Source organism: Streptomyces sp. HSS9-12 (genome assembly GCF_054963655.1).
The window spans coordinates 1-26,426 of sequence record NZ_JBUEGC010000017.1; the positions used below are offsets into that span (position 1 = coordinate 1).

Genomic DNA, 26,426 nt, shown 5'->3' on the forward strand with positions numbered 1-26,426 from the left:
GGTTGGCGGCCATGCGGGCGACGAGCAGCGGATGCCGGTACGGGGCGATGAGCACGGTGGTGCCCAGCCGGACCCGACGGGTGACTCCGGCCAGATAGGAGAGGGTGGTGAAGGGTTCGTAGAACGGCGCCGGGTACTGCTCGGCGACATCGGATGTCACCGCGACATGATCCGACACCATCAGAAGCTCGAAGCCGAGGCCTTCCACTGTCTGTGCCCACCGCAGGAGCACGTCCGGATTGGTGCCAGGCCCGAAATTCGGAACATTGACGCCTAGTTCCATACCTTCAGCGTAGACAGCGAACGCCGCGACAGCATTCCGTCGCGGCCGCGCCATGCGTCGTCGCCGGCACCCGCGCCGGTATCGGGGCCCAGATCACGGACAAGAAGCGTCCACGACGAGCTGTTCACGCGTCCGCCTGCCTCCCTCGGTATTCCGTCGCCCGCCCTGCTTCCGTCCGTCGGCCTCGTTCCGCCTGCCTGCGGATTTGTGGATCGGTCAGCGATGATAGGGGGCGGTGGGAGATGGTTCGGCGTCCGTGTTGATTCTTCGGTCTGCTGCGCCGCCGCGACGGGCCTCGGCGGGGTGGGTTCGGGCACAGCGGTGATGAGCGGAGCAGCACGAGCAGGGAGCGATCTCGAATTGTGTCGCTGCGCTTGCTCTGCCTTCGCAGGCATCACCGTCGTGACCGATCCTGATGCTCAGCGTCTTTGAATGCGAACTCAAATATTCGCGTCCTCGCCACAGCCAACTGACTCACACCAGCCGAGGCCGCCAGCATGAGGTTCGAATTATTATCGAATCTGCTGTCGACTGGCGAACGTGCGGACGTGAGCGGCGTGGATATGCGGGCATATCCGTCGTGCTGCGTATCTCTCTATGTGACATCAACCGTCCTGTTGTCCGATAAGGACAACCAGAGGTTGCTCGAAGCACCCAAACAGTGATTCCATCACACATGAATGCACTGACTGGTAGTCACAGCATGGCGCTGTGCCTACAATCCACGACGCCTTTGAGATCGTCGACCGGGGCGCGGCGAGGACAAGAACCGAGAACCGCAACCGCCTACCCCGGACGGGCGCGCGGTCAGAAGGGAACTACGTGGGCTGCTTGCACGCTGGAGAATGTCCCCTTTTCCCCCTGCTCAGCGCGAGCTTGCAGCGTTGGCGCGACTACTACTGCGACAGCGAGGATGGCTGGCGCGACTGTGCGCGCTACCAGTTGTCACTCACCGGCGAGCGCGTGCCAATCAGCCTGCTGCCCAACGGACACGAGGCGCACCACCTCAGACACGCGACCGACGAGAACCGGTCCAGTGCCGCCAATCCAAGGCAGGCACCCCGGCAGGTCCCGCCGTCACGGCCCAATCCGTGGGCACCGGAGACCGCATCTTGGTCCCAACCGGCACCGGCCCGACCGCCTGAGCCGTCAGGACCTGGAACCGAGGCACCGGAAGCCACGGCCCAGTTCGCACCACCAACTCCGTCGGCACCAGGTCGGCATGACGAGCCGTCACCACCCACACGGATTGCCCGGCCACCAGACCGCATCGCTCAAGGCACACGGCACGTGCCCAGCTCGAAGCGCGGCTGGTGGGCTCGGCTCGTCGATTGGATGGGAGGCCCCGCATGAGTACCTACTGGCCCTGGTGGGCGGGCGCAATCGGGCTCGCTCTGGTCACCATCGCCTACACCGTCGCCACCGATCGGTCTCTGGGGGTGTCGTCTGCGTGGGATCGCGTGTTGCACTGGCGCCGCGAACGCCACCTCGAGCGGATGGAGGAGGAGTTCACCGACGATCGTGCTCTCGTCGACGCGCTCGCCGCAGCCACCGCCGAGCACTTCGGAACCGGCCCCGGCGCGCCCACCTCGCCGCAGGTTCCGCATGGGGAGACGAAGCCGCGGGACCCGGACGTCGAGCCGACGGCGGGTGAGAGTCCCTCGGTCACGGCCCTGCGCCCGGCCCCGCTGGTCACCCAAGCCGCCCTGTTGGTGTCGATTTTCCTCGGCGGATGGATCGCCGCGGTCACTTCCGGGCGGTTCCAGCTCCGCTTCGATATGGGCCCGGGTTTTCGGAACCTGGTCACCGCCAATCCGACCACCATGATCGCTGTGTTGTTCGTGGGAGGCGTACTCGTCGGCTTTGGTACTCGACTGGCCGGCGGGTGCAGCTCCGGCCACGGACTCAGCGGCTGCGGCCGGCTACGCCCGGTCAGCATCGTCGCGACCGCCGTGTTCTTCGGCACCGCCGTCGCGGTGTCGTTCCTCCTGTGGAAGGTGATCTGATGCGTACCCGAGGCGCAGTTCTGCTGGCCAACATCATCACCGGACTGGCCCTCGGCTACACCGTCACCAACATCGGCTTCGGCGACTACGCCGAACTGAACCGCATGTTCACCTTCCAGGACCTGCGCATGTTCCTCGCCTTCGCCGGCGCCGTCGTGATCATCGTGTGCGTGTTCGCTCTGCTGCGGGTCCGCCGCACCCCGGGGCGCATCCACGCCGGCGTGATCCCCGGCGCGGTGTTGTTCGGAACCGGCTGGGCGATCTCAGGTGGATGCCCGGCAATCCCGATCATCCAGGTCGCCAGCGGGTACCTCCCCGCCGTGGTCTCGATCGCCGGCGTCGCCGTCGGTATGCGGCTGTGCCGCTGGGCCAACGCCCGGTACTTCCAACTCGACCGCGGCTCCTGCGGGCTGTGACCAAAACCGATCAGGCGGCCCAGGGCAGAGGGAAGGGCTGTGGGGTCGGGCCCGTTCGGGTCCCGTACGCGGAAGCCGTGGAGTTCGATGTTCGATGCCGTCTGCGTCGAACGAGGCACCGGAATTTGGCGTGTGGCATGGCTCTTGTGCCCTGATGTCGATGGATGTTGCCCATCGACAACGACCGGAAAAGCTTTTCATTCTTCTCGAAGCCGAAATGAAGGCCAGGGCAGGAGATGGCCCGTCACCATGGATGGAAGCCGCGTGAGAATTCGCCCACGACGATTCGGACGGCCCCAGCAGGACTCGAGCGCGTGCTGCGGTGAGGGCCCGGGCCCGAACACACCAATGCCCGGCATCAGTGGCCCCGGCGGCAGCCGGGTCGGCGCGCTCGTGCTCGCGAAGTACGTCGCGCCCAGCACTTTCAGCAGCACCGCCTACAACCACTGTTTCGCTGTGCCGCACCAGGGCTACGCGGACAGCCCCGGTCTCCCGCGCTTCGGCACCGACGTCTGCAACGCCAAGAACTGAGAAATTCCTGGCACCGGGATCGTTGAGTGGTCCTCACAGCATGGGGTCCTGGTCGTGGACGTCGAAGCCGAGGGCGTCGCGGGCGAAGAGCGCCAGGGAGCGCTCGGGGTCGTTGGAGATGTGGCCACGGCCGGTGTGCACGTCGCGCCAGGCGCGCTGCGCGACGTTGTCGCCGGTCCGCATGGCGCCGCCGCCCGCGTTCTCCATCAGGAGGTCGACCGCGTACACCGCGCGTTCGGTGGCGCGGACCTGGTCGCGGCGCAGGCGGGTGCGCAGGGCCAGTGCGGGCTCCTCGCCGCGCCGCGCGCAGTCGTAGAGGTCGGCGATGTTGCGGGTGAGCTGGAGCCAGGCAGCGTCGATCTCGCTGGCCGCACGGCCGATGCGGACGTGGGTGTGGGGATCCTCGGCCACCCGGGTCCCGCCCGCGCCGCGGATCCGGTCACGGGTCGCGGCCAGATAGCCCTGGTACGCCGCCTCGGCCATGCCGACGATGGGTGCGGAGATCGACGTGGTCAGTACGGGCCCCATGGGGAGCCGGTAGAGCGGCTCCTCATGGGCCGAGTGGCGGGGGCGCATGCACGCGCTCAACTCCCGCAGGGGGATGGTGCGGTGCTCGGGGACGAAGACGTCCCGTACGACGATGTCGTTGCTGCCCGTGCCGCGCAGACCGACCGTGTCCCAGGCCGGGTCGACGGTGTAGTCGGCCTGGGGCAGCAGGAAGAGGTGCATCTCGCCCGGCTTGGTGCCGGCGTCGCGGACGATCCCGCCGAGCAGCATCCACTGCGCGTGGTCGCAGCCCGACGCGAAGCTCCAGCGCCCGGAGACGCGGAAGCCTTCGGATACCGGGGTGATCTGGCCCACCGGTGCCAGGGAGGAGCCGATCCGGACGCTTTCATCGGCGCCCCAGACCTCCTGCTGGGCCCGTCGGTCGTACTGGGCCACGATCCAGTTGTTGACGCCGAAGACTCCGCTGACCCAGCCGGTCGAGCCGCAGGCGCGGCTCAGCTCACGCAGCGTCTCGTAGAAGACGGCGGGGTCGGCGGAGAGCCCGCCGTACGCCTTTGGCTGCAGGAGACGAAATACGCCCGCCGCGGCCAGCTCCTTGACGGTGGCATCAGGCAACCGGCGAAGGCTCTCGGCTTCGGCGGCGCGCTCGCGCACGGACGGGGCCAGGGCGCGCACCGCGGCGAGGACAAAATGCTCGGTCACGTCAGTGCCTTTCGTTCGCAAGGTTGTCCTGCGAAGTCCGCAGGGAAGGCAGGACCGCGGGTGTTGCGCTGCAGGCCGATGGCCTTCGCCGGCCACGCTGTACGGCTTCCCGGATGTCGTTTCGGACACCACCATCGCGTAGACCTGATAGGCGAATCATCACTCGTTTTCGTGATGACCGATGGTGCATGCGGAGTCGTCTCTGCCGGTCGGTGCGGGACGGCGAGGCCGAGGGGCGATGGCACAGGGATACGCCGGCGCGGGTCACCATGATCATGATGGCCATCGGCACGTTCGCGATCGGCCTCATCCCCAGCTACGCCAGCATCGGCGTCTGGGCGCCCGTCCTGCTGGTCCTGTTCCGCCTGATCCAGGGCTTCTCCACCGGCGGCGAGTACAGTGGCGCGGCGACGTTCATCGCCGAGTACGCGCCGGACCGGCGACGCGGGTTCTTCGGAAGCTTCCTGGAGTTCGGCACGCTCGCGGGCTACGTGGGCGCGTCTGGGCTGGTCACCGCACTGACCGCGTGGCTGGGCACGGACACGATGAACGACTGGGGCTGGCGCGTCCCCTTCCTGGTCGCGGGCCCGCTGGGTCTTATCGGCCTCTACCTGCGACTGAGGCTGGACGAGACCCCGGCCTTCCAGCAGCTCGAGGCCAGATTGACCACCAAGGCGCCGGTGCACGGCAACCCGGATGCGGGGCCGCGCAAGGAGTTCAAACGGATCTTCGTCGACCACTGGCGGCAGCTGGTCCTGTGCGTGGCCCTCGTCGCGGCGTACAACGTCACTGACTACATGCTGCTGTCGTACATGCCCACGTACCTGACCGATCAACTGAAGTACGAGCAGACGCGGAGCCTGCTGATCCTGGTGGGCACGATGGTCCTGATGATGGCCGTCCTCCCCTTCGTGGGCCGACTCAGGGCATCGGCGCCGTGGCAGCGATGCGGGAGACGGCGCAGCGGCCTTTGGAGGGCTCCCCGCCGGTGGTCTCCACGAGCGAGGAAGCCGTGAGGCTGATCAATTCCGGGGCCCAGAGGCCCCGCTCCTGAGCGAGGCCGCCGCACCTCCCGCCGTGCACGGTCGAGCAGTTCCTCCTCGCTTCTGTGCTCCAGACCGCCCGGACTGAGCAACACCGCCGAGTAGCCGTACGAAGCGGCCAGTTCCGTCTCCGCGACCGCCTGAGCGGTTTCGCCGCAGGCACCGGCCACCAGCAGCACCGGACGGTCGGTGCGCTCGCGGGCCGTCTCGGCGGCGGGCTCCAGCACCGGCCGCAGCAGTCCCACGTCGGGCCTCCGGATCTCGAACCGGCTTGTCCCAGACCGGACCGGGCCCCGCCCCGTAGCCACTCAGCGGTCCAGTCGATGAGCCGGCCCAGCGCAACAGTCGGGTACCCGAACAGCCGGTGCGCCTCGACGGCCCACGACGGCGCGGTCCGGCAGCGTTTGGGGAACACCCGGCGCCAAGCACAACTGCTCGTGCCTGACGGCACGTTACTGACCGTCGAAACCTTCGGTCCGGCTCCAGTGGAGGGTGATGTCGGCCCGGAAGTCGACCCGCTGCCCGTCATCGGACATGGAGGCCCGGTCCCAGCCGTCGAAGTCCTTGGTGACGTTGATGTCCCACTTCGTCAGGCTGCCGGTGCCGACGGCCGCGATCGACTCTGTCGGGGGCTCGCCGTCGTAGCAGTAGCCGCCGAAGTCCGCGATCGCCGCGACCGTTTCGGCCTTGGCCCGCAGTTCGATTCCCTGGCAGGCGTCGACCTTGGTGCGGTAGACGACTACCGGTCTGGTCCAGGCCTTCGCCCGGGGACTGTAATGCTGCTCGACGAGCCCCTCGCCCTGGCGGTAGTGCATGGCCACCCGGCGGCCGTCGTCGAGATTCACCTCGGCGTTGTACGGGCTGGGACCACCGTCGTTCCAGGGGATGTCGCTCTTCTGCAGCTTGGAGTCGTACCCGGACGAACCTCGCGTGGCGTACGCGGAAACACTCCCGGAGGTGTCCTTCGCCGCCGGGTTCTGCTGAACGCATGCAGCCGCTGCCATCATCGCCAGCGCCGCCGCCGAACCCCAGGTCAGCACCTGAATAACGCGCTTACGCATGTACTCCTCCCTTCGCCCGCCGCAGCATGCCACAAGGTCACTGGCACTTGACCGCCGGGGTGCTTGGCGGCCTATGGCTCTTGACAGTGAGTCAGGACTGAGAGAGCTCTCGCCATGCGCAGTACCCTGCGAGATCGATGGCGCCACGCACCGACTGGCGCACCCTATTACCTCAAGCTGGAGGTCACCGACGCTCCAGGGGTGCTCTCGGAGGCCTCCCGCACCCGCAGGGCCCCGGTGGCGCGAGACTCGCGATCTGTCAGCGGCTACCGCTGCTGTTGCGTCATCCCCGCCGGCACCGTGTCCTCGCGGCGCAGGAGTGTCAGGGCCAGATCGTCCGCCTGGCAGCGGATTTCGGGGATGGCGGTCGTCTCCAGAAGGTTCCCCCGCCGCAGTGAGCCGAGCGTCCACAGCGGTGCCGGGGCGTGCCCGGGGGCCGGGCGGAGTCGGCCGGAAGACGTGGTGTCGAAGCCGCCGCCGATCGGGGCGGGCGAGGCGAGGCCGGCGGCGAGCAGACCTGTGATCAGGGGGTCGTCGGCACGCGTGAGATCGGTTGGGCAGCCGGTGCAGTTGACCACGGCGCCCACCCGTACGGTGCGGCCGTCGTCCAGCGTCACGTCCAGGGAGCCTTCGGCGGGACGGGCATCGGCGACACTCCCCTTTCCGATGCTGACCATGCCCGCGCCCCAGGCGTCGGCCAGCGCCTCGGCGCTGGCCGGAGGGATGCGGTGGCGGTGGGCCTCCCACAGCCGGAGGTCCTCGGCGAGGAAACGGGCCTGGTCGGCAGGGGGCAGTTGTTGCCACAGGGTGCTGGTGACCGGGCGGAGGCTGTCGATCCCCGAGCGCCAGTCGCCGTACACGCGGCGGCAGACGGCGAGGTGCCGAAGGACGGCCCGGCGCAGGGCGGGCAGGCCGGCCCGGGCATCCAGACGCGGGGCCGCCGGTACGGTGGACGGGTCCGTCACGTGGGGGCGGGGGAGCAGTCCGCGGCGGGAGACGGCGTGGACCACACGTCCGGGGCGCCGCAGTGTGAGCGCCACGTCCACCATGGTCAGCCCGGTCCCGACGAGAAGGATGTCGCAGTTGTCCGGAGCCGCGTCGAGGGCGCCGGGGGCCCAGGGGTCGGCGAGGAACATCGGGGAGTCACGCAGCGCCGGCGGTGCCCACGTCCGATTGGGCGGGAGGTTGCCGAGGGCGAGGACCGCGGCGTCGACGGTGAGGGGGGCTCCGGTCCGCAGCGTGAGGGTGAGCGGCGCACCGGCCCGGTCCGGATGGTGGGTGACACCGGTGACGCGATCGTGGATGCGTACCAGGTGCGGAGGCCCGGCGCTCTTGCGCGCGGCTTCGAGGCAGTCGGCGAGGTAGCGGCCGAAGAGGGTACGGGGGACGAAGTCCCGGCCGGTCGCGCGGGCGGCGAGCCAGCGGACGAAGTGGTCGGGGTCGTCCGGGTGGGCGCTCATGCCCGCGGCCCGGACGTTCAACAGATGGGTGGGCACGTCCGTGCCGAAGGCGAGTCCGCGGCCGGTGGCGCCGGGGTCGATGAGCCAGACGCAGGGCGGGACGGTATCGGCGGTCGCGTTGTGGAGCAGGCGCATCGCCGTCAACGTGCCCGCCGCTCCCGCACCCACCACGGCGATGTTCCGAGCGCTGTGGTTCACCAGGGGCCATCCTTGTCTATGGTCGGGGCGCAGGAAGCGTGCGCGGGGGTCTGCGGCAGCCAGGGGATGCCTGCGGGGACTTGACGCCCCGCACAGCCGCCCGGGTCTCAGGGGCGGGCCGGGATCGGGCGCACGGGCGGGCGCAGGTGTGAGGAGCGCCAGGTGTCGATCGGGCGCGTGGGCTCCGGCCGCTCACCGCTCGTTCTCGGGCGGCTGGTAGATCCGGCGGACGCTGGTGCCGAGCCTGGCGATGTCAGCACCGTAGATGTGGAGCGAGATCGCTTTCGTCGTACAGGAGTTGCGGACCCGGTGGATGTCGCCGGGCGGGGCGAAGGCGGCGACGACCCCGGCCGGGTTCACCACGTCCTCGGTCGGGATCAGACGTGCGGTGCGCCCGTCGGTCATGAGCCGGTAGCGGCGCTCGTGCTCCTGGCCCTCGTGGACCCCGGTGACGCACCAGGAGACGTGGTCGTGGATCGCGGTCTGCTGGCCGGGCAGCCATACCAGGGCGACGATCGAGAAGCTGCCGTCCGGCTCGGCGTGCAGCACGTGCTGCCGATAGTGGTCGGGGTCGCCCGCACGCTGCTCGGCGGTGAGGAGGCCGGAGGCGCCGAGCGACGGGGCCAGCCGCTCGGCGACCAGGTGCGCGGTCGGCTCGGGCGGAAGACCGCGCTGGACGACCTCGCGGACTTCGGCGGCAAGGCAGTCGAGTAACGGGCTCGTCCGCATGCCGACGGCGTCGGGTGCAGTGGGAGATGCCATGTGGCCAACTTCGGCCCGGCTCGCCCGTCAGTCCAATGACAATCCTTTCGCCCCCTGCCAAGTGCGGCTTATGGATACGGCCGGCTGGGGGCTTGGTGGGCGGCGGGGGTCTCCGCTGTCAGCAGCCGCTCCGTGCGGCGGCCGCCGTCGTGAGCGCGTCCAGCACCACCTTGGTCGCCGGGACCCGTAGGTGTTCACGCAGGACGTAGGCCGAAACCTTGCGGTGCGTGTGCGGCTCCACCGCACGCCCCGTCACCTTGGCGTGGCAGAGGAAGGAGAGCACCAGCGCCGGCATCAGCGCGATTCCCGCGCCGACCGCGACCAGGCTCTGCACCGCGAGGTTGTCGTCGGTGGTGAAAACGATGTCAGGGGCGAAGCCCTGTTCCGCGCACACGTGCAGGAAGTTGGCCCGGCACCGCGGGCAGCCGGCGATCCACCGCTCGCCGGACAGGTCGCGCAGCCGCACCGAGTGCCGTCGTGCCAGCGGATGGCCGACCGGCAGGACTACGGTCAGCAGGTCTTCCATCAGCGGGACTTCGACCACGTCGTCCGAGGTCTCCGCCTGCAGTCCCGGATAGCTGAAGGCCAGTGCGATGTCGCACACCCCACGCATCACCCGGCGCACCGAAGCCGGCGGCTCGTCCTCCAGCAGCTCGACCCGGATGCCTGGGCTGTCGACCAGCAAGCGGGCAATGGCCTCCGGCACCAGGGTGGCGTTGGCGCTCGGGAAGGCGCAGACCCTGACCCGTCCGGAACGCAGCTTGGCCAGTGCGTCCAACTGCTGGCGCGCGGTGGCGAGATCGCCGAGGATCACTTCGGCATGGCGGGACAGCGCCTCCCCCGCCTCGGTCAGCTTCAGTCCGCGCCCGGCCCGGGTGAACAGCGGTATGCCAACGGTCCGTTCGAGAGCCTTCATCTGCTGTGTGACCGCCGGCTGGGTGTACCCGAGTGCCCGCGCGGCCGCCGAGTACGAACCGGCGCGGACGACTTCGTGAAATGTTGCGAGGTGCCGCGAGTCCAGCATTCCTGGAGCATAAGCAGAAATTGGGGCTCATCGGCACCATGGGGGCGCAGTCACGCCACCGGGGCTGCATATCCCCCGGCGGCCGGGACGCCGCCGCCGGACCTGCACCCGCCCGGATACTCCGAGGGCCGGCCGCGCCTGCGCCGGCTGCGCGATGGCACAGCCGCTGAGCAGAGATGACCATGGTGGCGCAGTCAACTTTGTCGCAGCTACGGTCAGTTCCGTCACTCGTGGCAGCTACGCCCGGCCCCCCGTGCTCTTCGCGGCCTGGGCCGCGGAGCGCACGGCGAGGGCGGCGACGTCGTCGTCGAGTCCTCCGCCGCTGTGGTGGAGGAGGTCGCGGTGAAGCCGGTCGAGCAGCTCGCGGGGCGGCGCCGGCGTCTGTTGCCGCATCCAGCCCGGCAGCGGGAAGAACTCGCCGTTGTGGTTCCGGGCCTCGCTGACGCCATCGGTGTAGAGAAGCAGCTGATCGCCGGGGGCGAAGGCTGCGGCGTCGACGCTGTAGCGGTCCCCGATGAGCGCCGCGAGGTTGAGAGGCGGCGAGGGAGTGGTGGGTTCCAGGGCTCGGATCTCCCCGCTGTGCAGGAGCAGCGGCGGGGGATGCCCGCAGTTGAGGAGCCTGATCAGGTCGCCGCTGCCCGGGATCTCGGCGAGAAGGGCGGTGGCGAAGCGCTCCGGCAGGTCCTCGGCGGGGACGGCTGCGCTGTGGCGGGTGATACTGGCCTCCAGGCGACGGGCGATTCCTCTCAGGTCGGGCTCGTCGTACGCGGCTTCCCGGAAGGCGTTGACCACCGTGGAGGCGCTCCCCACCGCGGACATGCCCTTGCCGCGCACGTCGCCGATGAGCAGGCGAACCCCGTACGGGGTGTCCACCGCCTCGTAGAAGTCGCCGCCGATCTGGGCCTGCGCCTGGGCAGCCAGATACAGCGACTCGATCTCGACGCCGCCGACGCGGCGCGGCACGGGCCGCAGCAGGACCCTCTGAGCTGCGTCGGCGACGAGCCGGACGTGGAGGAGAGCCTGCTCCCGCTGGAGTCGGACATGGCTTGCGTACGCGGCCGCCGCGGTGACCGCGGCGATCGCCGCCGATGTGTACCCCGTCCCCAGGTCGGTGTAGACGAAGCTGAGGCCGATCATGATCAGAAGGCAGAGCGTCCCCAGCAGGACAGTGGGGAGCACGGGCCACATGGAAGCGGCCAGGGCAGGTGCGGCGGGCAGGAGGCGGCTGAAGGCGACCTCCCTCGGTGTGGTGAACGCCAGCCCAGCGATAAGGCCGGTCAGGATCACCGGCGACAGCAAGGCAGGTTCCCACCGACTGTAGGGAGGACGACGGCGTCCCAGCCGTTCGGACCTGATCACAAAGTCAGCATATAGATACGAAGCCGACATCGAAATGCCGCAGGTGCGGCGGACTGCTTGACTCACCTCCCCGAGCCGAGAGGAACGACCAGACCCATGAGCACCGAGACCGACGTCCTCGTCCTGGGCGGCGCCGGCGTGGACACGATCGTCCACGTCCCCGAGCCGCGCGTGCCACGATCACCGTCCCGACGCCGGTCACGCCGCCATGGGGTCCCTGCCCCTTTGCGGATCTCCCATCCTGTGGAGGCGGCCACCTTGGCCCCAACGCGAGCAGTTCGCCGTGCGCCCGTCTGTCGCCCCAGCCGGGTTCGCCGTCAGGCCAGATCGCCGGCCCGCTCGACGAACGTCGAGTGGGAACGACTTCTCCGAGCGCGGAACAACCGCCGTAGCCGGAGTCGCCCCGCGAGTCGGCCGCATGCGGCGGCCTTGTCTTCGCCGTCCGGCAGAGCCGCCCCGTTGGGTCGGTGCGGGCCGCACCGGGCGCCGTGAGCGAAGGTGTGATCAGCCTCAACGACGAGATTCGTGGGTGAGTGGGGGCAGCCATTGATCGGCGGCAGTGGTTTGGGAGGATAAGCGGCGTGACACCGGAGAAGGGATACCTGCTGGACAACCGGCAACGCGAGGCCGGCCGGCGCTTCGAGGCCTTCGCGGAGCTCTTCGATCCTTGGACGCTCGACCACCTCGACCGACTGGGGCTTGCCGCCGGGTGGCGCATTTGGGAGGTGGGAGCGGGCGGACTCTCGGTGCCCAGTGCGCTCGCCGAGCGGGTCGGGCCCACCGGACACGTATGGGCAACGGATATCGACACCTCCTGGCTGACCGGCCTGACCGCCACCCCGGTCGAGGTGAGACGTCACGACGTGGCCCGGGATGAGCCGCCGGCCCGAGGCTTCGACCTCGTGCACGCGCGACTGGTGCTGGTGCACCTACCCGACCGGGCTGAGGTGCTGCGCCGGATGGCCGCAGCGGTGCGGCCCGGCGGCTGGCTGGTGGTGGAGGACGCCGACCCGGCGCTCCAGCCACTCGCCTGCCCTGACGAGCGTGGCCCGGCCGAAGAGCTGGCGAACCGGATCCGCCGCGAGTTTCGCACGTTGCTGGCCCAGAGCGGTGCGGACCTCGCCTTCGGCCGCTCCCTGCCTGTCCTGCTGCGCGGCGCCGGGCTGCACAATGTCCGAGCCGAGGGCTACTTTCCCCTCGCTTCGCCGGCTTGCCGGGAACTGGAAGCCGCGACCGTGCGTCAGCTGCGCGAGCAGCTGGTAGCGGGTGGGCTTGCCACCGGCGCGGAGATCGACCAGCACTTGGCCCACCTGCGCGAAGAGGAATTGGACGTCACCACTGCCCCCCTCGTCACCTGCTGGGGCCGCCGCCCCGCATAGGGTTACTCAGGACGATCGGCTCCACTCCTGCTTACCGACGGGCGGCCGCTCGCAAGAACCCGCACCTCACAGGCCATGGGCAGGGTTTTCGATACCCAAGGCGCGGGGCGCGGAATGCGAACCGGGGTACTGATGTTGTTGTAGTCGTGAGCGATTCGTCCCATGATGCCGTTTTCCCTTCGATCGAGCGTGAGTCCGTCCGCGAGCGGCTGGCGGCCGAACGTGCCGGCACGAGCGCGCAGATCGCGGCATTGAGCCGTGATTTCGACGCGATCGTCGAGGCCAATGCCCTGGTGGCGATCGACGACGAGCACGACCCGGAGGGGTCGAGCACCGCCTTCGAGCGGGCCCATGTCGCCGCCTTGCTGGCACAGGCGCGCGACCACCTGGCCGATCTGGATCGTGCGCTGGAACGGCTGGAGCGAGGGGACTACGGGCGGTGCGAGGGGTGCGGCGAGCAGATCCCGGCAGAACGTCTGGAGGTGCGCCCGGCGGCGAGCACCTGCGTGCACTGTGCCGCGGCGCGCCCCCGCTGACCGGGGCGGGGGACGGTAGCGCGGCTTGACCGCAGAGCTCGGACTTGACCCCATCCGCGGTTGGCAGCGAGGGGGAGTAATTCGCGCTGCCGCGTACGACGCGGCGCTCGACTCGGACCCCGACGCCCAGGGTTTTTCCGGGCGAGGGACCGTCCGGCATACCAAAGGTATGAAAGCATGCGCTCAGGACGATTCCCTCCGCAGCGACGGCAACGAGTGACCCGGCGGGGGTGGCCGCCAGGCCGAGCGGCGACAGAGTTCCTGGCCCAGGTGCCCCACCGCCGCTCGGACCCCCCGGCGTATGTAATGCGATAGCATCAGTCGGCGCTGGCGTGAACTCTTCGGGGGCGGTGCAGACATGGGAGCGGGTGCGGGCTACTCGATCAAACAGGGCGAGGGGGACGATTCCGCGCGGGAGTTGGACAACGCGGCGCGGGACCTCGGCACCATCCTCAGAGGCCTCCCGGCCCCGCAGTGCAGCACTCCCGCCGCGTTCGGCGGCGAGGAAGCGGCCCCGGCCTACGACAACTTCGTTGACGCGTGGCACAAGGAGGGCAAGGTGCTTCAGGACGCCCTGGAAGAGATAGCGAACAAGCTGCGCGTCACCATGAACAACTACCGTTCCGCCGAGGGGCACGCGATCAGCGGCCTGCGAACAGCGGCCGGGGCAGGGGCCGGCTCCGACGCTGCTGCCGGTGCTCGTTCCGGGCCCACCGCGCCCACCGCACCCGCCTCGACTCCCTTCGGCTGATACGGCTGCCCGGTGACGATGATGACGCCTGTGACGAAGACCGACGACGAGCTCGCCGAGCTCGACATCACCGCTCTCATCCGCTTCGGCCTGCCGGCCCAAGCCTCCATGCGCACCGCCCTCTTCGGTGACGGCGCGATCGGCGCGGCGGTCGTCCTCGACCGGTTGGGGGTGCTTCCGCGCGCGGTCGCCTTCCTGGCTCAGATCGTCCGCAGCGGTGGCATCGCCTATGCCGCCGGCCTCGAGGTTCCCGTGCCGGGAGAGCGAGCCACGCGCATCGTGAGGGAATGGCTCACCACGGCCGAGACGGTTGCGCAGGGTGTGGACGACGACGACACCGCGGCCCGCTGGCTGGAGGCCGTCGCGGCGATCATGGCCATGCGCTGGGAGAGCCGACACCAGGGCGAGCCGGGCCAGGGGTAGGAGCGGGCAGCTCCTGAGCGCCGTAACGGACAGGGACACTACGGGGAGGGGCCGCGGCGATGGCGGGCGAGTCCACGACGACGCGACGGGCCGAACTGGCCAAGCGCGTCAGGGCAATTCAGGGTGCCGACAGCAAGAACGACCTCATATCCGAGATCAAGGGTGCCCTTGAGGTCCACGCGCCGATGGGCGACCCCCATGCGATGGAGGACGCGGCCAAAAAGTACCAAAAGGCCGCCGACGCCATCGACGAGGACGTCCAGCGCCGTCTCACCAAGGTCGAGCAGGACCAGCTGCCGAACGCCTGGGCCGGAACCACCGCGTTCACCGCGATAGACGCGGTGGGGGCGGCGTGTCGCGCGGTCGACCAGATGTGTGTCGCTTTCCGGGGCGGTGCTACCGCCCTGCTCAGGCTCGCCTCGGTCGTGGCCACGGCCAAGGGGCAAGACGAGCAGGGCCGCTCTCAGCTCCGGGAAGCGCTGAGCATCCTCGGCCCCGAGGACGGCTTCTTCGACGACTGGGTGGAGAACGACGAGGAGGAGGCTGCCAAGAACAGAGCGCGCAGCTTCGCCACGGAGGGCGCCAAAGCCATGGAAACGGCCGCCGTCGCAGTCGACGACGCGGCACGCGCGGCTGCCCGTGACCTCAACAAGCTGGCGTCCGAGGCCCGTTCGGGGCACGTTGACGCCAAGGGCATGAGTGCCGTTGACAAGCTGATGCTGGCCGACGCCACAACACTCTCCGAGCAGGACCCGGCTCGCGAGCAGAACGAAATCCTGACGGCCACCGACCTCGAGCGCTCCAGCGACCGGCTGAACAAGCTGAACCCCGCCGACCGTGCCGCGTTCGACAAGATGCTGGCGGATTCCAAGTCGCCGGAAGAGCGCGCCTATCTGACGAAGGCGCTCGCGGCGGGGCACGGCATGAAAGACATCGAGGCGTTCCGCGCGAAGATTCACGCGCACGGCGACGACGAGAACTGGCTCCGCTCCCATCTCACCCCTGTCGTCGCACCTGGCGACACCACGAACTCGACGACGCAGAACGCCGGGTTCATGGGGCAGGGCTGGACTCAGGGCGGAGACGGCAGCGAAGGCACCTGTGTGGCGTCCTCCACGGTCACCGCCAGAGCCATCGTCGACCCTGTCTACGCTCTCGGCCTCACCGGCGGGGAGTCCGGCCAGGAGAACGACCCCAAGGCGTTTCGCGACCGACTGGTGGCCGAACAGCACAGAGTCCACGACGAGGGAGACGGCGGATACTCGGGCTGGTTCGGCACAGGCAAGCCGGAGGGCATGGACACAGACGGCCAGTCCGAGATCATCGACAAGGAGATCAGCCCGCACACGGGCGCCGAATACGATTTCAAGGACGTGGGCAGCGCCGACTCCCGCCGGGATGCGCTTCCCGAGATCGAGAAGGCCGTGGCCGACGGCAAGCCCGTACCGGTCAACGTCAAGGGCAGCGACAGTGCCCACGCGATGATGATCGTTGGCCAGGAGGGCAATATGCTGCAGATCTACAACCCCTGGGGCACGACCACCTGGGTCAGCGAGGAGGACTTCGTCAACGGCGGCATGGCCAAAGCATCTGACAACCGTCTGCCCGATACGTATGAAGTCCACATTCCCAAGTGACAGCCGATGAAGCCCCTTGAGTGTGTGCGCGCCATCATGAAGCCCCTTGCCCGTCGACGTGCGCTGGCCCTGGCCACGGCCTCGACGGCACTGATCGCCCTTTCCACGGCCGCGTGCGGATCCCACGACAACTGCTGCGCCCCCATGCCCACGGACTATGGGTTGCCCAAGCCCCACGGACCAGGCACCGACATCGACTACCCATCCCAGGCACTCAGCGTGCGGCCACGCGTGGGCATGGACTTCTCCGTCTTCGTACGGCTCGACAAGAGGACACCGGCCGATTGGTCGGTGTCCGACAGCGGCGAGGAAGAGGGCGTATTCCGGTACAAAGGGACGAAGACGGTGGAGGGCACTCCGGACGGTGAGTCCGGGGAAGGCATGGCTATCCGTACGCAGTACTTCGTCTTCCATGCCGAGAAGCTGGGCGGATCGACCTTGGTACTCAAGGACACTCGCAGCGGCCGGACGATGACCTATGCGGTGGACGTGGTCAAGAGGGCACCCGGTGGGCCGGAGAGCCCGGCCGGGTCTGTGGGGCCCACCACAGTCGAAGGCAGAAAAGTCGCCCAGGACTTCCAGGGAACTGTCACCGTCAAACGCGGTGAGAGATTCGCGGTCGCCAACCGCTACTCGAATGTTCCTGGCATCAAGTGGCGCATAGCCGGAAACACCGACCCCGATGTGTCGTTCGTGACCTCGGAGCGAGCAGAACCCGCGACGACAGGTGACCCTGCCGGAAACCGTCAGGACTGGTACACGTTTGTCGCGGCCGCACAGGGCACCACCACCGTAAGGCTCTCCGGCTGCTACCGCTGCTCCTACGAGACGGCCCCGAAGAGCTCGGAGAGCGAGAAGTTCTCCGAGACCAAGGTCCTGACCATCCGCGTACGGTGAGCGCCTCTGATCAGCTAAGGAATCCTGAGCCTGAGGATTCTTCATCACATTGGTGAGCCTGATGACCCGCCAGTGGCGCCGGTCAGCTCTACGCGATCGTCGGCTGAGATCGCAAGCGGAGCTCGGGTTGGGACGAAAGCGGCTACTGTGGGCGGCCACTACCAAGAGCGGCAAAGGGATACGCGAATGGGCGGTTGGCGACGGTTTCTGTCCAGTCACCCGGTTGTGCTGGGCGTGAGCGCATTGGCCAGCTTAATCGGCCTCCTGGCATGGTTATTTGACGTCCCGTCACTACGGTCCTTGGTCGACAGCGCGGCCGTTCCGCGACCCACCAGCACTTCCCTCCCCGCTCCCACTGGTTCCTCCTCTGCCCCCGAACCGACGACGAGTACCGTCCACACGCCGGAACCAGTCCGGTCATCCCCACGACCTCAGCCCACGGTGACTACGGATTCACCAGTCGCGGTACAGCCTCCGCCGGAGACATACGAGAGGCCATCACCCCAGCACGCCGGCCCGCTCACGATCCGCATCGAGATGGGGCAAAGAGGCAAGATCGGGCCGAGCACATGGCGTCTGGGCGCAACTCCGGGCGCCAACACGGAGGTGTATGACTCGACCGGCCAGTTGGACGAGGGTTGCTACGTGCAGTGGACTCTGCGTCGCGGTACCGAAGTGGTCAGCACCGATCAGGACGGCGCCTGCCGTTCTGGAGGTATCACGATGTTCAACTTTGGTGACACTTTGGACGAGGCGGGAAGTTATCGGCTGACCGCCGCGGTCACGACCGACTGGGGAACGAAGGGCTCATCCACTCTCGATTTCGAAGTCGCCGCGTCTTAGCGGCTCCCTATGGTGCCGGCTCCTGGCCGAGCGCCGTGTCGCACCGGCACATGGCCGGCGGGGACAGCATCGGCCCACCCGTCGCTCGCCGAGACGGTGGGCGGGCCGATGTCGCCGGCGGAGATCCGGCCGACGTTCTGTCCGCATCCGTGATCGGTGCAGCGCTCCACTCCTGTGCGTCCTGTTGATGTGGAGGCACTTACCCGCCGGCAGGCTGACCCGCGAGCGTCGCCGCGACATGGGCGCGGGCAGGCTCCTCGAGCTCCTCGTGCAGCGCGAAGAACAGGTCGGCGGCGCGGATGCCGACCCAGTCGGCCGCCAGCAGCTCGGCGGGCAGGCCCGGGTCGAGGTAGGTCAGCCGCCGCCAGTCGGTCAGGGCGCGCACGTAGGCGGCGAACGCCCTGGGCTCGTCGGTCCCGGAGCGGAGCAGGCTTTCCCGCAGGGGGCCGTGCGTGTCGATGAAGTCGCGGTAGAGCGGCTCCAGCTGGTCGAAGTCCCACCACTGCCGCACCTTCTGCGACAGCTCGCCGAAGGCGAGGTGGTCGGAGCGCAGCAGATCCGCGTACGAGGTGAGGTCCAGGCGCCGCAGCATCGCGGCCGTGGCGTCGTACAGGTGGGCGGGTGCGATCCAGACACCGGGCGCGACCGTCCCGAATCCGAGCCGGGCGAGCTGGGAGCGCAGCTGGTGGCGCTTGTTGCGTTCGGACTCGGGCACGGAGAAGACCGCGAGCAGCCAGCCGTCGGCGAGGGCGGCGCGCTCCCGCCGGAAGATCCGCTCGTCGCCCTCGCGCAGGATGGTGCGGCCTTCCTCGGACAGTTCGTAGCCCGCCATGCCGTCCTGCCGGCGGGCCTGGAGGATGCCGCGCCGCTTGAGGCGGTGGATGGCCGAGCGTACGGCCTGCTCGTCGACGCCGAGGCCGGCGAGCAGGCCGATCAGCGAGGCTACGGACAGCCAGCCGCCGTGCCGACGCGCGTAGAGGCCGTACACGGTGACGATCAATGTCCGGGGCGGGGCGGAGGACGGCCGGATCGGGAGGTCCGCCGTCTCCCCGGAGCCGGCGGCTGCGCGTGCGCTGGTCATCCGGTCACCGTAGCAACGAGCCTGGCGGGCGCGTTGTTCAGCCTTCCTGGATGCGCAGCCGGAAGCGCTGGATCTTGCCGGTGGCGGTCTTCGGCAGTTCGGGGAGGAAGACCACGGCCCGCGGGTACTTGTATGGGGCGATGGTGTTCTTGACGAAGGTTTGGAGCTCGGCCGCCTTCGCGTCGTCGCCCGCGACGCCTTCCCGGAGCACCACGAACGCCTTGACGATCGCGCCTCGCTCGGGGTCGGGGGTGCCGACGACCGCGGTCTCGGCCACATCGGGATGGGCGAGCAGGGCCTCCTCGACCTCCGGGGCCGCGATGTTGTACCCGGAGGAGATGATCATGTCGTCGTTGCGGGCCTGGAACCAGAAGTAGCCGTCGGCGTCGCGGACGTAGGTGTCGCCGGTGATGTTCCAGCCGTGCTGGACGAAGACCCGTTGCCGGTCGTCGCCGAGGTAGCGGCACCCGGTCGGCCCCTGGACGGCGAGCCGGCCCGGCGTCCCGTCGGGTACCGGGTTGCCGTCCGAGTCCAGGATCGCGGCGCGGAAGCCCGGGACTACGCGGCCGGTGGCGCCGGGCCGGATGTCGTCGTCGGCGGCGGAGATGAAGATGTGCAGCATCTCGGTGCCACCGATGCCGTCGATGATGCGGATGCCGGTGGCCCGCTCGAACTCCTCCCACACTGTGACCGGGAGGTGCTCGCCGGCCGACACGCAGCGGCGTATGCCTTTGAGGTCCGGTGCCCGGCCGGCGGCGAGGATCGCCTTGTACGCGGTGGGTGCGGTGAACAGGACGGTTACCCCGTGCTCGGCGACCGCGTCGGCGAGTTCGCCAGGTGTGGCCCGCTCCAGCAGCAGCGTCGAGGCGCCGGCGCGCAGGGGGAAGACGACCAGCCCGCCGAGGCCAAAGGTGAAGCCGAGTGGCGGCGTGCCGGTGAACACGTCGTCCGGCGTGGGCTTCAGGATGTGCCGGGAGAAGGTGTCGGCGTTCGCGAGGACGTCGCGGTGGAAGTGCATGGTGGCCTTGGGCCGGCCTGTGGTGCCGGAGGTGGGGCCGAGGAGGACCACGTCATCGGCGGCGGTGTCGACGGCGGTGAACTCGCCGCTTTTGGCGGCGGCCCGGGCAGTGAGATCCGCAGCATCGCCCGAGCCGTAGCACAGGACCGGCAGGTCGTCACCCGCCGCTGTGCACAGCTCGTCCCTGAAGCGGTGGTCGCACAGGGCGAGGGTCGGCCGGGTCAGCTCGATAAGCGGGGTCAGCTCGCCCGCGCGCAGCAGCGGGACGGTGGTGACGACCACCCCGCCTGCCTTGATGACGGCGACCCAGCAGGCCACCAGATGCGGGGTGTTGGGGCCGCGCAGCAGGACGCGGTTGCCTGGCACCAGCCCCAGGTCCTCAGTGAGGACCTGGGCGATCCGGTTCGCGTGCCGCTGGAGGTCGCCGTACGTCCAGGTCTCGGTGGGCGTGCGCAGGCAGGGGCGGTCGGGGCCGAAGCGGCGGATGGTCTCGTCCAGGAGCACTTCGGCGCAGTTGAGGCGCTCGGGGTAGTGGAGTTCTGGGAGGTCGAAGTGGAATTCCGGCCACTCGGCCGCGGGCGGCAGATGGTCACGGCAGTACGTGTCCTGGTGCGCGGACGGTGAGAGCTGCATGGGCAGTCCTCCCTTCTGACTGACTACGTCCGGGGCGCGGGATGAAGGGGGCGGGCCGGCGCCGTGCGGGGGAGCGTCGGCCCGTTGTCGTTACCTACGGCTGGATGGGCCCTCCCAGCGGTAGCTGGGGGAGGGTCAGACGGACGGCAAAGGCGCGTCGGCGTAGGCCCCGGACAGCAGTCGTCCCGCGCCCGGGGCGACGGCCGGCAGCCCGAGGGCGCGCATCATCTGGTGGGCGGTGGCGATCGAGGCGGACAGCACGGGCTTGCCCAGCTCCTGCTCGACGACCTCGACCGATTCCAGCGACGGCATCTGCACACACGCCGACAGGACGATCGCGTCCGCGTCGCTGTGATCCAGCTTGCGGACGATGGGCGCCAGCTCGCGCGGGTCGTGCGCGGCGACCTGCAGGTTGTCGGGGATCTCCAGTGCTGTCCAGTCGCCGACCTCGATGCCCTCGTTGCGGATGTACTCCACGACGGTCCGGGTGAGCGGCTTGAGGTAGGGGGCGACGAGGGTGATCGAGCGGGCGCCCATCGTGTGCAGCGCGCCGACCAGCGCGCCCGCACTGGTGACGACGGGCGCCGGAGCGCCGTTCTCCTGCGTCACCGTGGTCAGTTTCTTCTCGGATGCGCGGTGGTAGCCGTGGCCCATGCTCATGATCGCCACCAGGCAGGCGTAGCCGAGCACATCGACCTGAGCGTCCGACAACTCGGCGGCACAGCGGGTGGAGTCGGCGTCCATGGCGGCCAGCTCCTCCTTCCGCACCTGCTTCATCCGCATCCGGCTGGAGTGGAAGGTGAACCTCTCGGGGGCGACGGTCTCCCGGGCCCGGAAGAGGGCGGGGATCTCGGTCTCCATGGTGACGTTGGAGCTCGGCACGATCTGGCCGATGCGGAAGGCCCTGGGGCGCTCGCTCATCGGGCGTCCACCACCGGGTTGCGCAGGGTGCCGATCGATTCGACGGTCGCCTCGACGACATCACCGGGGGTGAGGAACTGCTGCGGGGTGAAGCTGGCGCCGACGCCGGCCGGGGAGCCGGTGGCGATGACGTCGCCGGGCTCCAGAATCATGCCGGCGCTGATGTCGGCGATCAGTTCCGGAATGCGGAAGAGCATGTGGCGGGTGTTGCCCTTCTGCTTCACCTCGCCGTTGACGCGCAGCGACAGGTCCAGGTCGTGCGGGTCGGGGATGTCGTCGGCCGTGCGAACGGCGGGGCCGAAGGGCGCGTAGGAGTCCTGTCCCTTGGAATAGAACCACTGGCCGGAGCGGCGCTGGTCGCGGGCGCTGATGTCGTTGACGATGCTGTAGCCGAAGACGTGGTCGAGCGCGTCCTCGGGCCGCACCTTCTTGGCGGCCTTGCCGATGACGACGGCGAGCTCGCACTCCCAGTCGAGCTGGGAGGTCAGGTCGCCGTTGTGGAGGATGGGATCGCCTGGGCCGGTGACGGCGGTGGCAGGCTTGCTGAACAGCACCGGCCGCTGGGGCAGCTCCTTGTCGGTGTCGAGCGTACGGGCCGACTCGGCGACGTGCTCGGTGTAGTTGAGGCCGACGCCGACGATCTTGCCGGGGCGCAAGGGCGCCTTCAGGGTCACCTCGGCCAGTGGGCGCTGCGCCGCTTCGGGGAGTGGGCGGGCCAGCAGGTCGGTCAGCGCGGCGACGGCTTCGGGCCCGGCGTGGACGAGGTCCAGCACGGTGGCGGGGGCGGCGCCGAGACCGGGGATCTCAGTGTCGTACTCGGCGGCGAGTGCGGCGATGTCGATGACGGTGTCATCGTGCTGTACGCCCAGCCGGCGCGCCTCGTCGCCGTCGCGGGTATAGCTGACCAGCAGCATGTGAACTCCTCGGGGGTTGTGCTCGGTGCGGGGCGGTTCAGGCGGCCGGCTGGTGGCCGTCGCCGTCGGCGTAGGCCTCCTCGCGCCAGAAGGCGAGGGAGCGCATGACGGGGAAGTCGTTGAAGGAGAACAGGACGGCGTCGTCGCTGCCGCTGGCGTTGGTGTGCTCGTGCCAGGCCCAGGAGGGCACGCAGAAGATGTCGCCCTCCTGCCAGTCGAAGCGCTGTCCGGCGATGATCGAGTGGCCGCGGCCCTTGGCGACGTTGTAGACGACCGACCCGGTGTGCCGGTGCGCCTTGGTGGCCTCGCCAGGGCGCAGCAGCTGCAGGTGGGCCCCCATGGTGGGCATCACGGATCCGCCGGTGAGCGGGTTGCTGTACTCGAGGATGATCCCGTCGTACGGGGAGCCGTCGGTGGCCTTGGCGGCGTTCAGCAGCGCCGGATAGGCCTGCTCCCAGGGGTAGGCGAACAGCGGGGAGTACGGCTTGGTCCAGCCGTCCTCGAATCCGTACGGGCGCAGCTCACCGGCGCCGTAAGTGAGCAGCGAGGAGTTCACGACCTTCCCCTGCTCCTGGTAGAGGTTCGGGTGCACCTCGTAGAAGCCCGCGTCGTGCGCGTTGACCAGCGGGATGTCCAGGCCGTCCTGCCAGATGACGGGGCCGTCGTCGCCCTCGTTGCCGTGCTCGTGCCAGGTCCAGTTCGGGGTGATGGCGAAGTCGCGCGGGCCGACCTTGAGCTTCTGCCCGTCGACGACCGTCCAGGCGCCCTGGCCCTCGACGACGAAGCGCAGGGCGGCGGCCTGGTGGCGGTGCGCGGTCATGGACTCGCCCGGCCCCATCACCTGCAGCCCGGTGTAGAGCATGCCGACGGCGGCCGAGATGTCCTTGCGGCCGGGGTTGACCAGCATCACCACCCGGCGGCCCGCGTCATCGGCCTTGACCAGGTCGAGCGACTCCAGCACCAGCGGGCGCAGCTGCTCGTACGACCAGTGCACCGGAACCGACTTGGGCTGCGGGTACCACGGTTCGATCTCGTTCGCGACCGTCCACAGCGCTCCGGCTTCGTGCTGGGCGAGCCGGTCGTAGTACGCCTTCAGATCCGCGGTGTCGCTGACCCGGGCCCGGCCCAGCACGTCGTCGCTGTACGCCATGTCCGCTCGACCTCCCTCGTTAATTTCACTTTGTTGACGCTCGTCAGAATCACGCTATAGCTTCGAGGGTGTCAAGAGGCTGGAGGAAAGAGATGAACCCACCGGATCCCCGTACGGCTGACCCGGACACGGCCCTCGAAGTGGTCGTGGAACGCAGGGTCGAGTGGTATGACACCGACGCCTCGGGCCATCAGCACAACTCCGCGATCCTGCGCTGGGTGGAGGCCGCGGAGGCCGAACTGCTGCGCCGGCACGGCCTGGACTGGCTGTTCGGGCGCGCGCCACGGGTGCGCCACGAGGTCAACTACCACGCCCGGCTGTGGTTCGGCGAGACCGTGACCATCCGGCTGCGGGTGGTCCGGCTCGGCCGCACCTCGCTCACGTACGCCTTCGAGGTGCGCGGCCGTGAGGGCGTCGCCGCCCAGGGCACGATGATCGTCGCGCACGCCGAGCCCGACTCCCCGTCGGCCACGCCCTGGCCGCAGAAGGTGCGGGACGCGTTTCAGGCCGCGCCCGCCACGGCGGCGGAGGAGACCGCATGATGCGCATCGCGGTCATCGGCGGAGGCCCCGCCGGCCTGTACTTCGCCGCCCTCGCCAAGCAGCTGGACCCCTCGCGCGAGATCACTGTCTGGGAGCGCAACGCCCCCGACGACACCTTCGGCTTCGGCGTCGTCTTCTCCGACGAGACGCTCGACGGCATCGCGGGTGCAGACCCGGCCGTCTTCGCGGCCATGGAGGCCGAGTTCGCGCGCTGGAGCGACATCGACATCCACTACCGGGGCAGCGTGCAGACCTCCGGCGGACACGGCTTCGCCGCCATCTCCCGCAAACGGCTGCTGCAGATCCTGCAGCTGCGGTGCACCGAGTCCGGCGTGGATCTGCGCTTCCGCACCCAGGCCCCGTCCGCTGACGAGCTCTCGCACCGGTACGACCTGGTGATCGCCGCCGACGGCGTCAACTCGGCGACCCGCGCCAAGCACGCGGACGTCTTCCAGCCCTCGCTGGACGTGCGTGACTGCCGCTATATGTGGCTGGCCACCGACCGGGTGCTGGAGGCATTCACCTTCGTCGTGTCCGAGACCGAGCATGGACCGGTGCAGGTGCACGCTTATCCGTTCAGCTGCGACCGCTCCACCTTCATCGTCGAGATGACCGAGCGGACCTGGCGGGCGGCGGGCTTCGACGCTTTCGCGGCCAAGGAATACCTGCCCGGCGAGAGCGACGAGGAGAGCGTGGCCCGCTGCGCCGAACTGCTCGGCGACTTCCTCGGCGGGCACCGGCTGCTGACCAATAACTCCAAGTGGGTGCGGTTCACCACCGTCCGCAACCGCACCTGGCGCCACCGCAACATCGTGCTGCTCGGCGACGCCGCGCACACCGCACACTTCTCCATCGGCTCCGGCACCAAGCTCGCGATGGAGGACGCACTCGCACTGGCGGCGGCCCTCGAGGCCGAGTCGCACGCCCTGGACGCCGCGCTGGCGCGGTACGAGCGGGAGCGCAGGCCCGTCGTGGAGTCCACCCAGCGCGCGGCGCAGGCCAGCCTGGAGTGGTTCGAGACGATCGAGTGTGCGGTCGGCCAGGAGCCCGAGCAGTTCGCGTTCAACCTGCTCACCCGCAGTCGCCGGGTCACCTTCGACAATCTGCGGGTCCGCGACCCCGAGTACGCCGCCGGGCTGGAGCGCTGGTTCGGCGGGGAGCACGCGGCCCCGCCACTGTTCCAGCCTTACCGGCTGGGCCCGTTGGAGCTGCGCAACCGTGTGGTGGCCGCCCCCGTCGCCACGTACTCGGCGACCGGCCAGGGCATCGTCGGCGACGCCGCGCTGGTGCACCTGGGCGGTGCGGCCTTCGGCGGGGCCGGCCTGGTGCTGGCCGGGATGACCGCGGTCAGCCCCACCGGACGGGTGACCCCGGCCTGCCCGGGGCTCTGGGACGACGCGCAGATACCGGGCTGGCGACGGATTACCGACCTGGTGCACGCGCACAGCGGCGCCGCCGTCGGAGTCCAGCTCAGCCACAGTGGACGCAAGGGCGCCACGGAGGTGCCCGCCCATGGCTCGCTGGGCGAGCCGCTGGCCGAGGGAGGCTGGCAGACGGTGGCCCCGTCCCCGCTCGCCTGGGGCGACCACCCCGCGCCGCACGCCCTCACCGAGACCGAACTCGATGTCATCGCCGAGGAGTTCGCGTCCGCGGCCAGGCGCGCCGACGCCGCCGGCTTCGACGTCCTGGAGCTCCAGGCGGGCCACGGCTTCCTGCTCTCCTCCTTCCTGTCCCCGCTCACCAACCACCGCACGGACGCCTACGGAGGCGGCCTGACCGGCAGGCTCCGCTTCCCGCTGCGCGTCCTGGACCGGGTGCGCGCCGTCTGGCCGGAGCACAAACCGCTGATCGTGCGGATCTCCGCCGTCGACTGGACCGACGGCGGCACGACGATCGAGGACGCGGTCGCCGTCGCGGCCGCCCTGCACGCTCACGGCGCGGACGCGATCGACGTCTCCAGCGGCGAGGTCGTGCCCTGGGAGCGGCCCGCGTACGGGCGTACGTACCAGACGCCGTTCGCCGCCCGTATCCGCGCCGAGGCCGGGGTACCGGTGATCGCGGTCGGCGGCTACTCCACGTACGACGACGCCAACTCCACTATTCTGGCGGGCCGTTCGGATCTGGTGGCGCTCGGCCGCGCCCAGCTCCACGACCCGGCGTGGACCTTGCACGCCGCCGCCGCGCTCGGCTACCGCGGCCCGGCCGCGCACTGGCCGCGCGCCCTGCGCCCCGGCAGCACCCCGCCCCCGGCCGGTGGCCGCGAGCGCCCCGCCCTCGTCCTGTGCCCGGCCCCCGCGCCCGACATCCACCACCGCTGGCGTCCGACTGTCAAGGAAAGGACAGCCTGAG

The 26,426-nt window shown here is 69.5% G+C and carries 24 protein-coding genes and 2 pseudogenes; 14 read left to right on the forward strand and 12 right to left on the reverse strand.

The genetic code is table 11. The features are described 5' to 3' along the window. The coding region (locus tag ACY34J_RS11455; protein WP_462726474.1) for an LLM class flavin-dependent oxidoreductase at positions 1 to 283 on the reverse strand (283 nt) is incomplete at its 3' end. 1,349 nt (positions 284 to 1,632) lie between these two features. Between ACY34J_RS11455 and ACY34J_RS11460 the strand changes: the two genes are divergently transcribed. From ACY34J_RS11460 to ACY34J_RS11470, 3 genes are all read left to right on the forward strand, one after another. Beyond that, on the forward strand, positions 1,633 to 2,289 hold the full coding sequence (locus tag ACY34J_RS11460; RefSeq protein ID WP_462726473.1) for a YeeE/YedE family protein: 657 nt from the start codon (positions 1,633 to 1,635) through the stop codon (positions 2,287 to 2,289). Then, a complete protein-coding gene (locus ACY34J_RS11465) occupies positions 2,289 to 2,705 on the forward strand; it encodes a YeeE/YedE thiosulfate transporter family protein (protein ID WP_462726472.1) in 417 nt (138 codons plus the stop codon). Before ACY34J_RS11460 ends, ACY34J_RS11465 begins: the two co-directional genes overlap by 1 nt. 348 nt (positions 2,706 to 3,053) lie before the next feature. After that, a complete protein-coding gene (locus tag ACY34J_RS11470) occupies positions 3,054 to 3,236 on the forward strand; it encodes a hypothetical protein (protein ID WP_462726471.1) in 183 nt (60 codons plus the stop codon). 33 nt (positions 3,237 to 3,269) lie between these two features. On the opposite strand, the gene hsaA is transcribed toward ACY34J_RS11470, so the two are convergent. Continuing rightward, positions 3,270 to 4,445 carry a 3-hydroxy-9,10-secoandrosta-1,3,5(10)-triene-9,17-dione monooxygenase oxygenase subunit gene (hsaA, locus tag ACY34J_RS11475; RefSeq protein WP_462726470.1) on the reverse strand — a complete coding sequence of 392 codons (1,176 nt, stop codon included), beginning with the start codon at positions 4,443 to 4,445 and terminating at the stop codon, positions 3,270 to 3,272. Between the two features lie 263 nt (positions 4,446 to 4,708). Here hsaA and ACY34J_RS11480 point away from each other — a divergent pair. Then, positions 4,709 to 5,368: pseudogene (locus ACY34J_RS11480) on the forward strand (MFS transporter); the annotation flags it as partial. Between the two features lie 572 nt (positions 5,369 to 5,940). Here ACY34J_RS11480 and ACY34J_RS11485 read toward each other — a convergent pair. The 5 genes from ACY34J_RS11485 to ACY34J_RS11505 all read right to left on the reverse strand — a co-directional run bounded on the left by ACY34J_RS11485 (position 5,941) and on the right by ACY34J_RS11505 (position 11,280). After that, positions 5,941 to 6,549 carry a hypothetical protein gene (locus tag ACY34J_RS11485; RefSeq protein WP_462726469.1) on the reverse strand — a complete coding sequence of 203 codons (609 nt, stop codon included), beginning with the start codon at positions 6,547 to 6,549 and terminating at the stop codon, positions 5,941 to 5,943. Positions 6,550 to 6,815: 266 nt separating this feature from the next. Beyond that, the gene (locus tag ACY34J_RS11490) at positions 6,816 to 8,207 is read right to left on the reverse strand and encodes an FAD/NAD(P)-binding protein (RefSeq protein ID WP_462726468.1); all 1,392 of its coding nucleotides are present in this window, start codon (positions 8,205 to 8,207) and stop codon (positions 6,816 to 6,818) included. A gap of 192 nt (positions 8,208 to 8,399) precedes the next feature. Further along, positions 8,400 to 8,969 (reverse strand): cysteine dioxygenase family protein, encoded by a 570-nt coding sequence (locus ACY34J_RS11495; protein WP_462726467.1) that lies wholly within the window; start codon positions 8,967 to 8,969, stop codon positions 8,400 to 8,402. A 118-nt stretch (positions 8,970 to 9,087) separates the two neighbouring features. Beyond that, positions 9,088 to 9,993 carry a LysR family transcriptional regulator gene (locus tag ACY34J_RS11500; protein ID WP_462726466.1) on the reverse strand — a complete coding sequence of 302 codons (906 nt, stop codon included), beginning with the start codon at positions 9,991 to 9,993 and terminating at the stop codon, positions 9,088 to 9,090. A 237-nt stretch (positions 9,994 to 10,230) separates the two neighbouring features. Further along, positions 10,231 to 11,280, reverse strand: a complete 1,050-nt coding sequence (locus tag ACY34J_RS11505; RefSeq protein WP_462726481.1) for a PP2C family protein-serine/threonine phosphatase — start codon at positions 11,278 to 11,280, stop codon at positions 10,231 to 10,233. Positions 11,281 to 11,448: 168 nt separating this feature from the next. On the opposite strand from ACY34J_RS11505, the pseudogene ACY34J_RS11510 reads away from it, so the two are divergent. The 8 genes and pseudogenes from ACY34J_RS11510 to ACY34J_RS11545 all read left to right on the forward strand — a co-directional run. Further along, a pseudogene (locus ACY34J_RS11510) lies at positions 11,449 to 11,541 on the forward strand (adenosine kinase); the annotation flags it as partial. A gap of 392 nt (positions 11,542 to 11,933) precedes the next feature. Then, the gene (locus tag ACY34J_RS11515) at positions 11,934 to 12,731 is read left to right on the forward strand and encodes a class I SAM-dependent methyltransferase (RefSeq protein WP_462726465.1); all 798 of its coding nucleotides are present in this window, start codon (positions 11,934 to 11,936) and stop codon (positions 12,729 to 12,731) included. Positions 12,732 to 12,877: 146 nt separating this feature from the next. Beyond that, a complete protein-coding gene (locus ACY34J_RS11520; protein WP_462726464.1) occupies positions 12,878 to 13,267 on the forward strand; it encodes a TraR/DksA family transcriptional regulator in 390 nt (129 codons plus the stop codon). 358 nt (positions 13,268 to 13,625) lie between these two features. Next, positions 13,626 to 14,018 carry a WXG100 family type VII secretion target gene (locus ACY34J_RS11525; RefSeq protein ID WP_462726463.1) on the forward strand — a complete coding sequence of 131 codons (393 nt, stop codon included), beginning with the start codon at positions 13,626 to 13,628 and terminating at the stop codon, positions 14,016 to 14,018. A 21-nt stretch (positions 14,019 to 14,039) separates the two neighbouring features. Continuing rightward, positions 14,040 to 14,441 (forward strand): hypothetical protein, encoded by a 402-nt coding sequence (locus tag ACY34J_RS11530; RefSeq protein WP_462726480.1) that lies wholly within the window; start codon positions 14,040 to 14,042, stop codon positions 14,439 to 14,441. Positions 14,442 to 14,500: 59 nt separating this feature from the next. After that, positions 14,501 to 16,078, forward strand: coding sequence for a WXG100 family type VII secretion target (locus ACY34J_RS11535; RefSeq protein ID WP_462726462.1), 1,578 nt, complete (start codon positions 14,501 to 14,503; stop codon positions 16,076 to 16,078). Positions 16,079 to 16,084: 6 nt separating this feature from the next. Beyond that, positions 16,085 to 16,975: a hypothetical protein gene (locus tag ACY34J_RS11540; protein WP_462726461.1), complete on the forward strand. Its 891-nt coding sequence runs from the start codon at positions 16,085 to 16,087 to the stop codon at positions 16,973 to 16,975. 606 nt (positions 16,976 to 17,581) lie between these two features. Further along, positions 17,582 to 17,818, forward strand: a complete 237-nt coding sequence (locus tag ACY34J_RS11545) for a hypothetical protein (protein WP_462761953.1) — start codon at positions 17,582 to 17,584, stop codon at positions 17,816 to 17,818. A gap of 199 nt (positions 17,819 to 18,017) precedes the next feature. Here ACY34J_RS11545 and ACY34J_RS11550 read toward each other — a convergent pair whose 3' ends face one another. The 5 genes from ACY34J_RS11550 to ACY34J_RS11570 all read right to left on the reverse strand — a co-directional run bounded on the left by ACY34J_RS11550 (position 18,018) and on the right by ACY34J_RS11570 (position 23,535). After that, entirely contained in the window at positions 18,018 to 18,899 is an 882-nt protein-coding gene (locus ACY34J_RS11550) for a PaaX family transcriptional regulator (RefSeq protein WP_462726459.1), read from the reverse strand. Between the two features lie 37 nt (positions 18,900 to 18,936). After that, positions 18,937 to 20,550 (reverse strand): AMP-binding protein, encoded by a 1,614-nt coding sequence (locus ACY34J_RS11555; RefSeq protein WP_462726458.1) that lies wholly within the window; start codon positions 20,548 to 20,550, stop codon positions 18,937 to 18,939. Positions 20,551 to 20,685: 135 nt separating this feature from the next. Further along, positions 20,686 to 21,471 carry a maleate cis-trans isomerase family protein gene (locus tag ACY34J_RS11560; RefSeq protein WP_462726457.1) on the reverse strand — a complete coding sequence of 262 codons (786 nt, stop codon included), beginning with the start codon at positions 21,469 to 21,471 and terminating at the stop codon, positions 20,686 to 20,688. Then, the gene (locus tag ACY34J_RS11565) at positions 21,468 to 22,385 is read right to left on the reverse strand and encodes a fumarylacetoacetate hydrolase family protein (protein ID WP_462726456.1); all 918 of its coding nucleotides are present in this window, start codon (positions 22,383 to 22,385) and stop codon (positions 21,468 to 21,470) included. The genes ACY34J_RS11560 and ACY34J_RS11565 overlap by 4 nt, the downstream gene beginning before the upstream one ends. Before the next feature lie 37 nt (positions 22,386 to 22,422). Continuing rightward, a complete protein-coding gene (locus tag ACY34J_RS11570; RefSeq protein ID WP_462726455.1) occupies positions 22,423 to 23,535 on the reverse strand; it encodes a cupin domain-containing protein in 1,113 nt (370 codons plus the stop codon). A 92-nt stretch (positions 23,536 to 23,627) separates the two neighbouring features. Between ACY34J_RS11570 and ACY34J_RS11575 the strand changes: the two genes are divergently transcribed. Both ACY34J_RS11575 and ACY34J_RS11580 read left to right on the forward strand, forming a co-directional pair. After that, entirely contained in the window at positions 23,628 to 24,077 is a 450-nt protein-coding gene (locus tag ACY34J_RS11575) for an acyl-CoA thioesterase (protein ID WP_462726454.1), read from the forward strand. Beyond that, the gene (locus tag ACY34J_RS11580) at positions 24,077 to 26,425 is read left to right on the forward strand and encodes an oxidoreductase (protein ID WP_462726479.1); all 2,349 of its coding nucleotides are present in this window, start codon (positions 24,077 to 24,079) and stop codon (positions 26,423 to 26,425) included. Before ACY34J_RS11575 ends, ACY34J_RS11580 begins: the two co-directional genes overlap by 1 nt. Position 26,426 lies beyond the last annotated feature (1 nt).

Bases quoted from the DNA above. Each gene is read 5' to 3' on its own strand.
- ACY34J_RS11460 (WP_462726473.1), top strand. From the start codon at position 1,633: ATGAGTACCTACTGGCCCTGGTGGGCGGGCGCAATCGGGCTCGCTCTG.
- ACY34J_RS11465 (WP_462726472.1), top strand. From the start codon at position 2,289: ATGCGTACCCGAGGCGCAGTTCTGCTGGCCAACATCATCACCGGACTG.
- ACY34J_RS11470 (WP_462726471.1), top strand. From the start codon at position 3,054: ATGCCCGGCATCAGTGGCCCCGGCGGCAGCCGGGTCGGCGCGCTCGTG.
- ACY34J_RS11485 (WP_462726469.1), bottom strand. From the start codon at position 6,549: ATGCGTAAGCGCGTTATTCAGGTGCTGACCTGGGGTTCGGCGGCGGCG.
- ACY34J_RS11495 (WP_462726467.1), bottom strand. From the start codon at position 8,969: ATGGCATCTCCCACTGCACCCGACGCCGTCGGCATGCGGACGAGCCCG.
- ACY34J_RS11500 (WP_462726466.1), bottom strand. From the start codon at position 9,993: ATGCTGGACTCGCGGCACCTCGCAACATTTCACGAAGTCGTCCGCGCC.
- ACY34J_RS11525 (WP_462726463.1), top strand. From the start codon at position 13,626: ATGGGAGCGGGTGCGGGCTACTCGATCAAACAGGGCGAGGGGGACGAT.
- ACY34J_RS11530 (WP_462726480.1), top strand. From the start codon at position 14,040: ATGACGCCTGTGACGAAGACCGACGACGAGCTCGCCGAGCTCGACATC.
- ACY34J_RS11535 (WP_462726462.1), top strand. From the start codon at position 14,501: ATGGCGGGCGAGTCCACGACGACGCGACGGGCCGAACTGGCCAAGCGC.
- ACY34J_RS11540 (WP_462726461.1), top strand. From the start codon at position 16,085: ATGAAGCCCCTTGAGTGTGTGCGCGCCATCATGAAGCCCCTTGCCCGT.
- ACY34J_RS11550 (WP_462726459.1), bottom strand. From the start codon at position 18,899: ATGACCAGCGCACGCGCAGCCGCCGGCTCCGGGGAGACGGCGGACCTC.
- ACY34J_RS11555 (WP_462726458.1), bottom strand. From the start codon at position 20,550: ATGCAGCTCTCACCGTCCGCGCACCAGGACACGTACTGCCGTGACCAT.
- ACY34J_RS11560 (WP_462726457.1), bottom strand. From the start codon at position 21,471: ATGAGCGAGCGCCCCAGGGCCTTCCGCATCGGCCAGATCGTGCCGAGC.
- ACY34J_RS11565 (WP_462726456.1), bottom strand. From the start codon at position 22,385: ATGCTGCTGGTCAGCTATACCCGCGACGGCGACGAGGCGCGCCGGCTG.
- ACY34J_RS11570 (WP_462726455.1), bottom strand. From the start codon at position 23,535: ATGGCGTACAGCGACGACGTGCTGGGCCGGGCCCGGGTCAGCGACACC.
- ACY34J_RS11575 (WP_462726454.1), top strand. From the start codon at position 23,628: ATGAACCCACCGGATCCCCGTACGGCTGACCCGGACACGGCCCTCGAA.
- ACY34J_RS11580 (WP_462726479.1), top strand. From the start codon at position 24,077: ATGCGCATCGCGGTCATCGGCGGAGGCCCCGCCGGCCTGTACTTCGCC.